At 50.5% G+C, this 13,847-nt stretch carries 16 protein-coding genes and 1 other RNA gene; 9 read left to right on the forward strand and 8 right to left on the reverse strand.

Going from position 1 to position 13,847, the window contains the following annotated elements:
* The first annotated feature begins 3 nt into the window (after positions 1-3).
* The 5 genes from DW47_RS17100 to DW47_RS0113985 all read left to right on the forward strand — a co-directional run bounded on the left by DW47_RS17100 (position 4) and on the right by DW47_RS0113985 (position 4,571).
* The gene (locus DW47_RS17100) at positions 4-129 is read left to right on the forward strand and encodes a GpE family phage tail protein (protein WP_071846655.1); all 126 of its coding nucleotides are present in this window, start codon (positions 4-6) and stop codon (positions 127-129) included.
* Positions 116-2,710: a phage tail tape measure protein gene (locus DW47_RS0113970; protein ID WP_029687043.1), complete on the forward strand. Its 2,595-nt coding sequence runs from the start codon at positions 116-118 to the stop codon at positions 2,708-2,710. Before DW47_RS17100 ends, DW47_RS0113970 begins: the two co-directional genes overlap by 14 nt.
* Positions 2,707-3,192 (forward strand): phage tail protein, encoded by a 486-nt coding sequence (locus tag DW47_RS0113975; protein WP_029687044.1) that lies wholly within the window; start codon positions 2,707-2,709, stop codon positions 3,190-3,192. Before DW47_RS0113970 ends, DW47_RS0113975 begins: the two co-directional genes overlap by 4 nt.
* The gene (locus tag DW47_RS0113980; protein ID WP_029687045.1) at positions 3,189-4,286 is read left to right on the forward strand and encodes a phage late control D family protein; all 1,098 of its coding nucleotides are present in this window, start codon (positions 3,189-3,191) and stop codon (positions 4,284-4,286) included. The genes DW47_RS0113975 and DW47_RS0113980 overlap by 4 nt, the downstream gene beginning before the upstream one ends.
* Positions 4,287-4,352: 66 nt before the next feature.
* Positions 4,353-4,571 (forward strand): ogr/Delta-like zinc finger family protein, encoded by a 219-nt coding sequence (locus DW47_RS0113985; protein ID WP_029687046.1) that lies wholly within the window; start codon positions 4,353-4,355, stop codon positions 4,569-4,571.
* Positions 4,572-4,594: 23 nt separating this feature from the next.
* On the opposite strand, the gene DW47_RS0113990 is transcribed toward DW47_RS0113985, so the two are convergent.
* The 3 genes from DW47_RS0113990 to smpB form a co-directional block, all read right to left on the reverse strand.
* Positions 4,595-5,077 carry a BRCT domain-containing protein gene (locus DW47_RS0113990; protein WP_029687047.1) on the reverse strand — a complete coding sequence of 161 codons (483 nt, stop codon included), beginning with the start codon at positions 5,075-5,077 and terminating at the stop codon, positions 4,595-4,597.
* Positions 5,078-5,202: 125 nt separating this feature from the next.
* Positions 5,203-5,566: a transfer-messenger RNA gene (gene ssrA / locus DW47_RS17105) on the reverse strand.
* A 49-nt stretch (positions 5,567-5,615) separates the two neighbouring features.
* The gene (smpB, locus tag DW47_RS0113995; RefSeq protein WP_029687048.1) at positions 5,616-6,098 is read right to left on the reverse strand and encodes an SsrA-binding protein SmpB; all 483 of its coding nucleotides are present in this window, start codon (positions 6,096-6,098) and stop codon (positions 5,616-5,618) included.
* Positions 6,099-6,252: 154 nt separating this feature from the next.
* On the opposite strand from smpB, the gene DW47_RS0114000 reads away from it, so the two are divergent.
* Together DW47_RS0114000 and DW47_RS0114005 are read left to right on the forward strand one after the other, a co-directional pair.
* Positions 6,253-6,687, forward strand: coding sequence for a type II toxin-antitoxin system RatA family toxin (locus tag DW47_RS0114000; protein ID WP_029687049.1), 435 nt, complete (start codon positions 6,253-6,255; stop codon positions 6,685-6,687).
* 1 nt (position 6,688) lies between these two features.
* Entirely contained in the window at positions 6,689-6,979 is a 291-nt protein-coding gene (locus DW47_RS0114005) for an RnfH family protein (RefSeq protein ID WP_038027615.1), read from the forward strand.
* An 86-nt stretch (positions 6,980-7,065) separates the two neighbouring features.
* Here the strand turns inward: DW47_RS0114005 and bamE are convergent, their stop codons facing one another.
* The 3 genes from bamE to nadK all read right to left on the reverse strand — a co-directional run bounded on the left by bamE (position 7,066) and on the right by nadK (position 10,214).
* Entirely contained in the window at positions 7,066-7,404 is a 339-nt protein-coding gene (gene bamE / locus DW47_RS0114010; protein ID WP_029687051.1) for an outer membrane protein assembly factor BamE, read from the reverse strand.
* A 184-nt stretch (positions 7,405-7,588) separates the two neighbouring features.
* Positions 7,589-9,250, reverse strand: a complete 1,662-nt coding sequence (recN, locus tag DW47_RS0114015) for a DNA repair protein RecN (RefSeq protein ID WP_029687052.1) — start codon at positions 9,248-9,250, stop codon at positions 7,589-7,591.
* 85 nt (positions 9,251-9,335) lie between these two features.
* Entirely contained in the window at positions 9,336-10,214 is an 879-nt protein-coding gene (nadK, locus tag DW47_RS0114020) for an NAD(+) kinase (RefSeq protein ID WP_029687053.1), read from the reverse strand.
* 119 nt (positions 10,215-10,333) lie between these two features.
* Between nadK and grpE the strand changes: the two genes are divergently transcribed.
* Entirely contained in the window at positions 10,334-10,918 is a 585-nt protein-coding gene (gene grpE / locus DW47_RS0114025) for a nucleotide exchange factor GrpE (RefSeq protein ID WP_029687054.1), read from the forward strand.
* Positions 10,919-11,003: 85 nt separating this feature from the next.
* Here grpE and ung read toward each other — a convergent pair whose 3' ends face one another.
* The gene (gene ung / locus DW47_RS0114030; RefSeq protein WP_029687055.1) at positions 11,004-11,675 is read right to left on the reverse strand and encodes a uracil-DNA glycosylase; all 672 of its coding nucleotides are present in this window, start codon (positions 11,673-11,675) and stop codon (positions 11,004-11,006) included.
* Between the two features lie 256 nt (positions 11,676-11,931).
* On the opposite strand from ung, the gene grcA reads away from it, so the two are divergent.
* Entirely contained in the window at positions 11,932-12,315 is a 384-nt protein-coding gene (grcA, locus tag DW47_RS0114035) for an autonomous glycyl radical cofactor GrcA (protein WP_029687056.1), read from the forward strand.
* A gap of 165 nt (positions 12,316-12,480) precedes the next feature.
* Here grcA and srmB read toward each other — a convergent pair whose 3' ends face one another.
* Entirely contained in the window at positions 12,481-13,809 is a 1,329-nt protein-coding gene (srmB, locus tag DW47_RS0114040; protein WP_029687057.1) for an ATP-dependent RNA helicase SrmB, read from the reverse strand.
* Positions 13,810-13,847 lie beyond the last annotated feature (38 nt).

Here is a 13,847-nt window from a genome sequence, read left to right on the forward strand (position 1 = left end):
CTGGTGGCCGATATTGCTACTATCTTCCACTGGCCACCGTCCGTCACTGATGTTATGCCGCTGACAGAGGTGCTGGAGTGGCGGTATAAAGCAATACAGCGAAGCGGGGCCTGCGATGAGCGACAATAACCTGCGCCTGCAGGTAGTATTAAATGCGGTTGATAAAATCACCCGCCCGTTCCGGGCCGCACAATCCAGTACAAAAGGGCTGACTGAGGCTATCAGAAAAAGCCGCGATCAGCTTAAAACATTAAATGAGCAAGCAGGGCGCATAGATGGATTCCGTAAAGCCAGCTCACAGCTGGCGGTTACCGGAAATAATCTCCGGGCTGCGCGGGAAGAAGCAGCGAAACTCTCCCGCCAGTTCGCTCAAATCAATAAACCTACAGCGCAGCAAGCGCGATTATTACTTCAGGCAAAGAACCGCGTTAATGAGTTGCAGCAGAGCTATAACGGTCTGCGGCAGTCTGTTCAGCGACAACGGCTGGCATTAAATAGTGCGGGCATTGATACCAGAAAACTTTCAGATGCTCAGCGCCGGTTAAAAGCAGATACCGGGTCTGCAACTCTGGCTCTGGCCAGGCAAAAGGAGCAATTAAAGACTCTGGGTGTACGCCAGGCCAAAATAAATGCGGCGCGGGAGAAATACAATACCGGCAATCAACAGCGGGCTATGGTGGCGGGGATGGGGTTCACCTCAATAGCTACCGGCCGCACAATGTTTAACGACCTGAAACAAACATTGAATGTCGGTTATGACTTTGACGCCATAATGAGTAAAACCCAGGCAGTCACACGCCTTCAGGATAAGAACAACCCTGAAATGGCAGCACTGCGACAGCAGGCCAGAACGCTCCCCTTAAAGTCAAAATTTACTGATATGCAGGTAGCTGAGGGGCAGTACTATCTGGGCCGTACCGGATACAGCGCAACGCAAATTCAGGGTGCGATGCCGGGGATCCTTAATCTTGCCACCGCCGGAGATATCGATCTTGGCACCACTGCGGATATTGCTTCGAATATTCAGACGGCGATGGGTATACCGGCAGAGAAGATGGATCGCGTTGCGGATGTGCTTACCGCACTGTTCACCCGTAACAATGTTGATATTCCTATGCTGGGTGAATCTCTGAAATATTCTGCTGGTGTTGGCCGTGAATACGGGCAGTCGCTGGAAACGATTGCAGCAGCAACCTCGATGCTGGGGAGTACCGGTATTCAGGGAAGCCAGGCCGGTACAGCAATGCGCAGTATATTAAGCCGCCTTGGCACCTCTAAAGCGGTTGCGAATCTGGGGATCAGCACCAAAGATAATGCCGGAAATATGCGTGATATGGTTGATATTCTGAAGGACATCAACAAAAAAACGGCGGGCATGGGTAATATCGATCGTGCACAAATATTTAAAAATATTGCCGGGGTGAATGCTGTCACGGGTTTCAGCATTTTAATGCGTGCCGCCGGGAATGGTTCTTTGGAAAGGATGCGGGGGAGACCAGGAGAATACGACGGCGAAGCGGCGCGGGTATCAAAAACCATGCTGGATAACATGGCGGGCGATACGACCATGCTCCAGGCAGCACTGGAAAACATCAGTGTTGAATTATTTGAAAAAAATAATAGCTGGCTGCGAGGGCTGGCTCAATCCATCACTGATGTGTTGCATGGAGTTTCTGAGTTTTTAAAAGCACACCCTGCATTCAGCAAGGCATTCGTTATTCTCGGTGCAGTCATCGCCGGAGCGACTGCACTTTTTGGTGGTTTAATGTTCGCCATCGTCGGATTACTGGCCCCGATTACGTTATTACGTTTTCAGTTTTCGATGCTGGGAATTAAAGGCGTCGGAGCGTTTGGACTACTCCGGAAGTCGCTGGGAGCGGTGGGTTCCGGGATCCTTTGGCTGGGCAAACTGATGTGGGCTAACCCGATACTGGCCGTCATCGGGTTGATTGCCGCCGGGGCTATTTATCTGTGGCAGAACTGGGAAACACTGGGGCCAAAATTCCAAAGAATGTGGGATGCTATTTCGTCTGCCGTATCCGGAGCCTGGTCTGTTATCAGGCAGACTATCAGCCAGAAATGGGATGAGATTGTAAATGATATTGCAGCTCTCTCCGTAAAATTTAAACAGGCGGGCGGAGCTATTATTGATGGCATCCTGAGGGGTATTAATGAGAAGTGGGAGTCACTTAAAAGCAAGCTGACATCAGTGAAAAACTACCTGCCGGACTGGATCACCGGTGGTGATCATTCGTCAGTTAAACCGCAAACAGCAGGTAATCCCGGAACCTTTGCCGGAATGTATGACAGCGGTGGATATATTCCGCGTGGCCGGTTTGGTATTGCCGGAGAAAATGGCCCGGAAATTATCAGCGGCCCTGTGAATATCACCAGCCGGCGACGTACTGCCGCTCTGGCATCTATGGTAGCCAGCGTGATGGGACTGGCGGCAATACCAGCAGCAGATGCTGTTCCATTACATCCTTTCAGTCTTCCGGCCAACGCATACTCAATGCCAGCAGAGAATACTGGTTTTCAGTCAGCGGTAATCCGATATGAAATTAATGCGCCAATCCAGATCATCACCCAGGCCGGACAGAACGCGCAGGATATTGCCCGCGAAGTTGCTCGCCAGCTCAATGATCGGGAGCGTAAAGCCAGGGCGAAAGCTCGCAGTAATTTCAGTGATCAGGGAGGATATGAATCATGATGATGGTGCTGGGATTATACGTTTTTATGTTACGTACTGTGCCTTATCAGGAATTGCAATATCAGCGCAGTTGGCGACATGCCGCTAACAGCAGGGTAAACCGCCGTCCGTCAACGCAATTTCTTGGTCCTGCCAACGACTCACTGACATTATCCGGTGTGTTATTACCGGAGATCACTGGTGGCAGGTTGTCATTACTGGCGCTTGAGCAAATGGCTGAGCCGGGCAAAGCCTGGCCTCTTATTGAAGGCTGCGGGACCATTTATGGCATGTTTGTCATCGAGAGTCTGAGCCAGACCAAAACAGAATTTTTTGAAAGCGGCATGCCTCGTCGTATTGAATTTACGCTGACCCTGAAAAGGGTCGATGAATCTTTGTCTGATATGTTCGGCAACCTCAGCGATCAACTGAGTAACCTGCAGGACTCTGCAACATCTGCGATAGGTAGTATAAAAAACAGGGTGGGGGGATTACTGCCGTGAGTTTTGGTACTGATCTTTTTGACCTCAGCAGTAAAAGCCCTGCGTTCAGTGTCACAATTGAAGGTAAGGATGTGACGACCGTACTGGATGCGCGTCTCATGAGTCTGACGCTGACCGATAACCGGGGCTTTGAGGCTGACCAGCTCGATCTGGAACTGGATGATGCTGACGGGCAAATCATTCTGCCGCGACGTGGTGCTGTTATACAGTTGTCCCTTGGATGGAAAGGACAGTTACTTTACCCAAAAGGAGGATTTACCGTTGATGAGATTGAGCATAGCGGAACGCCAGACTGTCTGACTATCCGCGCACGCAGTGCAGATTTCCGGGAAACTCTCAATACCCGGCGTGAAAAGTCATGGCATCAGACGACCGTGGGGGATGTGGTAAAAGAGCTTGCCAACCGACATAACCTTAAAACAGCTCTGGACAAGGAGATGGCGGCCGAAATACTGGAGCATATGGATCAGACCAGTGAGAGTGATGCCAGTTTTTTGATGCGGCTGGCCAGAGAGTATGGGGCAATTGCCTCTGTGAAAAACGGTTATCTGTTATTCCTTCGGCAGGGGCAGGGAAGAACGGCAAGCGGGAAATCCCTGCCGGTCATTATTATTACGCGTCAGGCGGGTGATGGTCATCGCTTTACCCTGGCTGATCGTGATGCTTATACCGGAGTTATTGCCAGCTGGCTGGACACGCAGAAGCCTCAGGATAAAGAAACAGCCAGTGTTCAGAACCGTCAAAAAAATACCAAAGCTAAAGCTCGGGAAGCAAAACAGGGCGATTATCTGGTGGGTACCGATGAAAATGTACTGGTGCTTAACCGGACGTATGCCAATCGCAGCAATGCTCAGCGTGCGGCAAAAACACAATGGGAGCGGCTGCAGCGTGGTGTTGCCTCATTCTCACTGCAACTTGCAGAGGGCAGGGCTGACCTGTATACCGAAATGCCGGTAAAGGTGAGCGGATTTAAACAGCCCATTGATGATGCCGAATGGACGATTACTACCCTGACGCATTCGATCAGTCCTGATAATGGTTTTACTACCAGTCTGGAGCTTGAAGTGAAGATTGATGATCTTCAGGCAGAGTAAGGTGGTTCTCAAAATTGAATATCAGTGTATCATTATTGAGATATTCATGGGGTGGAGAATATAAAAATGATGAATTGCCCAAAGTGTGGACATGCAGCACATACGCGCAGCAGTTTTCAGGTCACTGACAGTACAAAAGAGCGTTACTGCCAGTGCCAGAATATTAATTGCGGCAGCACCTTCGTGACACATGAGACAGTGGTGCGTTTTATCGCGACTCCCGCACTGATCAATAATGCCCCGCCTCACCCAGTGCCGGGTGGTCAGGAACTTATCAGTTTCTGACCATAAACCTGCTGCGGCAGGTTTTATTCATCGGGTATCTCACCTGTTTCGAGAAAACGTACAAAACTTTCCTCATCGATGACGATTGTCCCTTTCATACGGGCAGCTGTGACTTTGGATGGTCCTGCGTTGTAGCCACAACAAAGCATCTGCAAATTTTGAGTCACTGAATTTCTGACCGTCATATTGTGCGCCTGTGCCACTTCAGACAGGCGTTCTTTATCTGCTTTTTTGAAGCCGGTAAAGCAGATGTCAAAAGAGTGATTTTTGGGCTTAACTACCCTGGTAAGGTGGATGTAGTTTTCAGGCAGGAAGGACTGACAGGCGTGTTGTGCTTCAACAGCTGACGCACATTCTTTAAGTATTCTGTCCTTGCGGAAGGTTTTTATCGAATGGCTCGACTGGCAAATACCCTGGATATGGTTATCGCTGAGGCTAATACTGATTATCGAGTAGGAACCAATGCGTGCATTCGCATTAATGTAAACAAAGTGCATTTCTTCCATGTAATTCACCTTTTTTACACAAACGTCTAAGACGTTAATGATAGGTGTGCAAACTGGCTGTCGCCATTTTGCCGCCACTACCAAAGAAAAAGGGGCTACGTTTGCACGTAACCCCTTCTTTTGTTTGGTGGAGCTGGCGGGAGTTGAACCCGCGTCCGAAATTACTACACCGTCGGCACTACATGCTTAGTCCAGTCTTTACATTCGCTTATTAGCTGCGGACGGACACGCCACTAACAAACTAGCCTGATTGGATTTAACGCTTCAACCCCAGGCAGGGCATCCACGCGATCTCTTTTGGGTTTGACCTCTCTTGATCCCCGTCCTAAGAGCGGAGGCTAGGGAGAGAGGGCTCTAAGCAGGTTATTAAGCTGCTAGTGCGTAGTTTTCGTCGTTTGCGACTATTTTTTTGCGGCTTTTTACGAGGCCAACCGCCCCTCGGCATGCTCCTTGGGCTTCGCAAATCCCGTCGAATCCAGAATCAGCCCCAAGTACTGTTTAGCAGTGTACCAGAAGAACCACGAAACTTTCCAGTGGTTTAGCGATTTCCTTTCTTCATGATACGCGCTTTGTCGATTTTCCATTCGCGTTCACGAATGTCGTCACGTTTGTCGTGCTCTTTCTTACCTTTGGCGACGCCAATCTTCAGTTTGCACCACGCATTTTTCCAATACAGGGACAACGCGACAACGGTGTAACCTTCGCGGTTGACGCGGCCAAAGATGGAGTCCAGTTCGCGTTGGTTTAGCAGTAATTTACGGTTACGTGTCGGGTCACAGACGACGTGGGTGGAGGCACCCAGCAGTGGCTGAAAGGTGGCACCAAACAGAAAGGCTTCACCGTCACGCAGCAAAATGTAACTTTCGCTGATGTTTGCTTTCCCTGCACGCAGTGATTTAACTTCCCAGCCTTGCAGCGACAAACCGGCTTCATATTCATCTTCGATGAAGTATTCATGGCGGGCACGTTTGTTGAGGGCAATGGTTGCAGAACCGGGTTTGTGAGCTTTTTTCTTAGTCATAATATTGCTTATTTTACACCACTTATGCGCAGAAACCATCCCCGGTCACGGGGGAATAAGTGACATATTCTAGCATGTCATAAACATGAAGACATTTTTGTTTAACTGATGAAACTGGTATGATCTAAGAGTTTTCTAATTAGCAGGAAGTGTTATGGCCCAGATTAGTCGTTCAGCGCTGGTCCCGTTCAGTGCTGAAAAGATGTACCAGCTTGTGAATGATGTTGATGCCTATTCGAAATTTTTGCCAGGCTGTACCGGTAGCCGGATCGTCGAAAGTTCTGAAAACCAGATGACGGCTTCGGTGGATGTTTCCAAGGCTGGGATCAGTAAGACATTCACAACCCGCAACACACTGACCAATAACCAGCGTATTCATATGCAGCTGGTCGAAGGACCGTTCCGTAAGCTGAGCGGTGGCTGGCAGTTTGTCGCGCTGGGGGATGATGCCTGTAAGGTCGAGCTCAGCTTGGATTTTGAATTCACCAATATGCTGGTAGAAATGGCATTTGGCCGCGTCTTTAAAGAACTGGCCAATAATATGGTGCAGGCCTTCACTACTCGGGCGAGAGAGGTCTACAGTGGCTGATCTGCAGGTGGAAGTGGTCTACGCGCTTCCTGAAAAACAGTACCTTCGTACAGTACGCCTGCCGGAAGGCAGTACGGTTGAGCAGGCGATACAAGCCTCTGGTCTGACTGAACTGCGCAAAGAAATAGACCTGTCGGTTAATAAGGTCGGTATTTATAGTCGTACCGTTAAACTGCACGATGCTGTCGCGGCGGGAGACCGGGTCGAAATTTACCGGCCTTTGCTAGCTGATCCTAAAGAGCTACGCCGTCAGCGGGCGGAGCGTTCTGCTACCGCTGCTAAGAAATCTTAGTCGATAGCCGATAGGATCAGATCATTGCCCACAAAAAAGCGCAGACTGTTCTGCGCTTTTTTGTGCCTGATAGCCAGTAAAGCCTATTACTTGCTCAGTGCCGGTTTATTATTGATATTGGTCAGAATACCATTGTTATCAAAGGTCAGTGTCAAGGTCTGCTGTGTTACTTTCTCGTGACCCGGTTCTTGACGGAACACGTAATACCAGACGTTACTACCAAAAGGGTCGGTCATCATTGGCGTGCCGAGGGTATAAGCGACCTGCTGCTGGTTCATGCCGGTATGCAGCTTGCTGACATCGCTTGCCACCAGATAGTTACCCTGATTGATATCCGGACGGTAAACGACTCGTTCAAGTGTTGAGCAACCCGCGGTGGTCATCAACATTACTACTGCAGCAGCAGCCAGTATTTTACTGCGCATGTATAGATTCCTTTTTCGCACACATATGCCTGTGAAGGCGGTTGTTTGCCATCAACGATGATTTCTGCCTGTAATAGGTTTGGCTCGTCCGGCGCTATAAGATACCGATAATAATAGACCTTTCGCCGGATGGAAACCTTTGCAGGGCATGCATATGACTCCCGGCTGAAAAAAAAGTGCCGTATCAGGCTGCTAAAAGTTCTTTTGCATTAGCCAAAGTGTTGCGGGTGACTTCACTTCCGCCCAGTAAACGCGCCAGTTCATGCAGACGAGCAGACTTGTCCAACAGGCGCATCTGGGTTTCTGTCATTGAGCCATCGGTCATTTTACTGATAAAGAAGTGGCTATGTCCGCAGCCAGCCACCTGTGGCAGGTGAGTGACGCACATCACCTGGGTGGATCCCCCTAACTGGCGCAGCATTTTACCGACAATAGCGGCGGTTGGACCGCTGATCCCCACATCGACTTCATCGAAAATCATCGCCGGGGTTTCCATTTTCCGCGCGGTGATCACCTGGATGGCAAGGGCAATACGCGATAGTTCACCGCCGGAGGCGACACGAGCCAGTGGTTGCAACGGCTGACCGGGGTTGGTGCTGACCCGAAACTCTATCTGATCAGCGCCCTGCGGGGTGAGGCGATCCTCACGGAAGGTGACATCAATGGTGAACTGTCCGTGCTCCATAGATAACTGATGGATGGAACCAGTGATTTTTTCTGATAATTCTGTCGCGAAATGGGTGCGCTGTTGATGCAACTGCTGTGCTGTTTTTAGCGCCGCTTGATGGTAATGGCTCACCTGCTGACTGAGCGCTTCCAGTTCCTCATCGTGATTTTCCAGTTGCTGAAACTCTTCCAGTAACTGCTGATGCAGGTCTGGCAGGGTTTCTGGGGCAACATGGTGTTTACGGGCCAAAGAAATTTGCCGTGAAATGCGCTGTTCCAGTTCCTGTAAACGATTAGGATCCAAGTCAATTTTCTCACAGTAGTGACGCAGTTCATCGGCCGCTTCGCTGACTTGGATCGCCGCATCGTCAAGCATGGTCAATACCGGTGTCAGACTATCGTCCATGGCGATCAGTTCACTGACGGTTTGACGGGCGCTGTACAGTAGTGATTGTAAGGTAGTGTCTTCGCCATCGGACAGCATCTGAGATGCCTGCTGGCTGACGGTGAGGCGTTGCCCACTGCTGGCCAACTGCTTGTATTCGTTATCTGCCCCTTCATACTCACCGGCCTGAGGTGCAAAGCTGTTCAGCTCTTTTAACTGGTATTGCAGTAGCTCACGGCGAGCTTCACGCTCCTGTGTTTGTTGTTGCAGGGTCGCTAAGGCACGGCAAGCCTGATGCCATTGTTGATAATGGCGGTGCATTGTCGCAGTGAGTTCGCTCGGGTCAGCATAGGCATCGAGTAGGTAACGCTGATGTTCAGGCTTCAGCAGCAGTTGATGGGCATGCTGCCCGTGAATTTGGATCAGCAACTGACCCAACTCACGCAGTTGTGACAGTGGAACTGAGGTGCCATTGATAAAGCCACGTGAACGACCGTCTGCGTTAATCACGCGGCGCAGTAGGCACTCTTCGTTATCATCAAGGTGGTTTTCCGTCAGCCACTGGCGGGCGGAAGGGGAGCCATTCAGGCGAAAGCGGGCACAGATATCCGCTCTGGCCGCCCCGGGACGGACCATATCGGCGTCTGCCCGGGTACCCAAGCACAAGCTGAGGGCATCGATCGCAATGGATTTCCCAGCTCCGGTTTCTCCGGTGATGGCGGTCATTCCCTGTTGAAAATCGATGTCCAGTTCACGAACAATTGCAAAGTTGCTGATGGTCAGTTGTGCCAGCATAGTATCACCTGTATAGAAAAACATGACTGTTTTTTTATACAGTATAAGCCGCTTTTTTTTACAGTAAAGAGTGGCGGCCCATTTTTTAAAACAATTTTTTCGACCAGCCCAGCTTCGTACTTAATGTATTGAAGTAGTTGTAATTCTTCGGATGGATCAAATCCAGATGCTGCGGACTACGCTTCACTAAGACTTCATCCCCTTCGCGGATCGGCAGTGCAATCTGGCTGTCACAACTGACTTCTAGGTCACTGCGGAGTGAAGAAAAACGCAGATGGATCTCACTGTTGCTGTTGATCACCAATGGCCGTGCCGACAAGGTATGCGGGAACATTGGCACCAGACTGATCGCTTCCAGCCCAGGGGTAAGGATTGGGCCACCGGCAGACAGCGAATAGGCGGTGGAACCGGTTGGCGTGGCAATGATCAGTCCGTCGGAACGCTGGGAGAAGGCGAAATTATTGTCGATATAGACTTCAAATTCGATCATATGGGCGACTTTACCGGGGTGCAGCACCACTTCGTTGATCGCCGTGGCACTGCGGGTGCTATGCTGAGGGCGCTTGACGTGCGCTTCCAGCAAAAAGCGTTGTTCGGTAAAGAAGTGGCCTTGCAGGACCTCCGCTAGTTGTTGACGGGCATTTTCTGGGTCTAAATCCGTCAGAAAACCGAGATTACCGCGGTTGACGCCAATCACTTTAATATCATAGCGTGCCAGTACTCGGGCAGCGCCGAGCATATTGCCATCTCCGCCAATCACAACCGCCAGATCTGCCTGTTCCCCTATCTCGGCCAATGAGCCGGTCTTTACCTGCGTCAGGTTAAGATCTTCTGCAATCTGCTGTTCGACGATCACCTGATAGCCTTCACTCAGTAGCCAGTGGCAGAGCATTTCGTGTGTCGCTAGTGCATGGCTATGACGCGGATGGCCGACAATGCCAATACATTTAAATAATTTATTCATTTGCAGGTAAGTCCTTAGGGCAAATCCGTTGTCTAAATAACACCGTCCCTTGAATCCCGAATTTTGATCCCCATAATAAGCCTGTCGGCGATATCAATATGGAAAACGCGGAGATTTTCATGAGCAGTAAAGAACAGAATACCCCTAACGAGCAATTTTCAGAAGAGCAGGCCGCAGAACAACAGGCTACCACTGAACAGGCAGAGACCCACGGTGAAGCAGATGGCCGTGATCAGCGTATCGCAGAGCTGGAAGCTGAAGTGGCCCAACTGAGTGGCGGCGTCCGTGAAGCACAGGTGCGTGCTCAAGCGGAAATCGAGAACATCCGTCGCCGTACCGAGCTGGATATCGAGAAAGCCCACAAGTTTGCGTTGGAAAAGTTCTCTAACGAATTGTTGCCGGTTATCGATAACCTGGAACGTGCGTTACAGGTAGCTGATAAGAGCAACCCAGAGCTGGCCTCAATGATTGAAGGGATCGAGCTGACCCTGAAATCATTATTAGGTGCTGTCCGTAAGTTTGGTGTGGAAGTGGTGGGTGAAACCCATGTACCTTTTAACCCTGAACTGCACCAGGCGATGTCGATGATGGAATCAGACGACGTTGCTCCTAACCATGTACTGATGGTGATGCAAAACGGTTATACCCTGAACGGCCGCCTGCTGCGTCCGGCGATGGTGGCCGTGTCTAAAGCAAAAGCCTAATGGTTTAGCGCAGAGTATTCTTGATGGGCGTTCTGCGCTGAAAGCGACAACGGTGGGCAACGCCTGCCGTTGTCGTCGGCCTTTGTCAGCGCTCTGGCATCCAGTTAATCGGTGTCTGGCCAGCCGCTTCCAGTAAACGGTTAGTCTCTGCGAAATGGCCGCAGCCAAAAAAACCGCGGTGCGCTGAAAGCGGTGACGGATGTGGCGCCTGTAAAACATGATGTTTTTGGCGATCGATAATTTTCCCTTTCTTCTGCGCGTGCGCGCCCCACAACAAAAATACGATCCCTTCACGGTGCTGATTGATTTGCTCAATCACTTTATCGGTAAACTGCTCCCAACCCAGTTTGGCGTGAGAATGGGCCTTTCCGGCCTCCACAGTGAGTACCGTGTTCAGCAGTAGTATCCCTTGACTGGCCCAGCTTGCCAGATAGCCATGGTCTGGCCGTTCAAAGCCAGGGAACTCTTTCTCCAGCTCTTTGTACATATTCAGCAGGGAAGGGGGGATCGCCACACCCGGCAGTACCGAGAATGCCAGCCCGTGGGCTTGACCGGCACCGTGATACGGGTCCTGTCCAAGGATCACCACCCGAACCTGATGCAGTTCTGTCAGCCGAAAGGCGTTAAACACCTCTTTCTGTGGCGGGTAGACAGTAATCCCTTCAGCTCTTCTCTGCGCCACAGTGTGTAGGGTATCGGTAAAGTAGGGCTGTTGTTTCTCTTCTGCCAGCACATCATGCCATGTGACTGTCGTCATTGTTCTCTCCCGGGGGGTGGTCGGTCAGCGTAGTGTGAGTCTTTCGCCTGCAAAGCTCATCAAATAAATTTTAAATATTACAAACATAATTTAGTGTTTAAAGCTAATTATATCATCAGGTTAGAATTTTGGACGTTATCGCCGTAAGGATTTGTTGATAAAGGTCAAAGACTGAACAGTGGTTGATGGTTATACAATACCCTCAGCGTTATCCCAGTCGTGACTTTGGTTGACCAAAACTGCCGGGGAGGCAACTATGATTAATGGAATTCAAATTACCCAATCACCGAATGCTGCACTTGTAAATTCGTTCTGGCTACTGGATGAAGAGAAAGCCCAAGCCCGCTGCCTGTGTGCCAAAAGCGTTTATCAGGCAGATCAGGTTGTGGATTTACAGGAGTTGGGGGAGATTGAATATCGTGAAGTTCCGCTGGATGTGACACCGCAAGTGCGGGTTGAAGGCGGCCAGCATCTGAACGTCAATGTTCTGCGCCGTGAGACACTGGAAGATGCGGTGAAACACCCTGAAAAGTATCCGCAGCTGACGATCCGTGTTTCCGGGTATGCGGTGCGCTTCAATTCTCTGACACCGGAACAGCAGCGTGATGTGATCACCCGTACCTTTACAGAAAGCCTGTAAGGGGGCGCAGGTACTGGGAGAAATTCAATCAGTTAGAGTGAGAAGCAGGTGTTTATTCACTGATATGACCGCGCAGTGGCCCTACTGCCTAAAACCCAGGCTGTTACCTAAAAAAATCGCCCGTGATGGGCGATTTTTTTGTAGGTATGGTGTTTTTGAGAACAGTTATTGATCGTTCTGTTCGCTAGTCTGCGTGCTAGCAGGTTTACGACGCTTACCGACATTTTTGGTGTCGCGATGGCGCACTTTTACTCTTGGCTTTTTCTCTTCCGCTTTTTTCTTCTCTTTACGTTTTTCTAACTGACGCTTAGAGGCTTTTTTCGGGCCGGTGGCAGAAGGTGCACGTGTAGTCGGTCGTAATCCTTCGATAGTTCGGGCTTTTAATGGTTCGTTCAGGTAGCGGCCAATTTTCAACAGCAGTTCGTTATCATGGGCTTCGACCAGCGATAGCGCAGTTCCTTTGCGTCCGGCACGACCAGTGCGGCCGATACGGTGCAGATAGGTGTCAGCCGTTCTTGGCAGGTCAAAGTTGATCACGTGGGAGATATCGTCAATATCGATACCTCGGGCAGCCACGTCGGTCGCGACTAGGACGTTTACTACGCCTTCGTTTAAGCGTTTGATGGCCTCGGTACGTTTGGCCTGTACCATTTCACCTTCTAGGTGGCTGCAGCGGATCCCTGCTTGGCGTAACCATTCTGCCACTTCATGTAGACGTTCACGTTTGCGAACAAAAACGATAGAACGGGTGGCCTCAGGTTGTTGTAGCAGATGGATCAGCAGCTTGGTTTTGTGCTCAAGGTTATCGGCGCGGTAATACCATTGCTGGATCTTTTTGCGTTCACGACGGCTTGGTTCCGAGCCAATCACTACTGGCTCGTTAAGAATACGTTCGGCGAACTCCTCAATATGTTCCCCTTCCAGGGTCGCAGAGAACAACAGGGTCTGTTTCCGCCAGCGTGTTTCCGCAGCGATAGTCTCAATATCTTGAGCAAACCCCATGTCCAGCATGCGATCGGCTTCATCAAGGATCAGGGTTTCTACGGCGCGACAGTCAAAGTTTTCTTCTTTGATGTATTGCAGCAGGCGTCCCGTGGTGGCGACGACCACGTCCTGATTGGTGCTGAATACTTCCGCGTGGTTCATATATGCTACCCCACCGGTAATGGTCGAGATATCCAGACGGGTATATTTCGCCAGTTCCCGTGCTTGGTCAGCAACCTGCATCGCCAATTCACGGGTCGGTGTCAGGATCAGAATACGCGGTGGCCCCGATTTTTTGCGGGGGAAGTCGAGCAGATGCTGTAAGGCGGGCAATAAGAATGCGGCCGTTTTTCCGGTACCTGTTGGTGCTGAACCCAGGACATCACGTCCTTCCAGAGCCGGGGGGATCGCCTCAGCCTGTACTGCTGTCGGACGTGAATAGTGCTTATCCTGCAAGGCATTCAGCAGGGTTTCATCAAGTTCTAGATCGGAAAAAGTGGTTACAGTCATGGTCTACCTCTGTTTGGGGCGCCGATTATAGACACTTC

The organism is Tatumella saanichensis (genome assembly GCF_000439375.1).
GTDB lineage: Bacteria > Pseudomonadota > Gammaproteobacteria > Enterobacterales > Enterobacteriaceae > Tatumella > Tatumella saanichensis.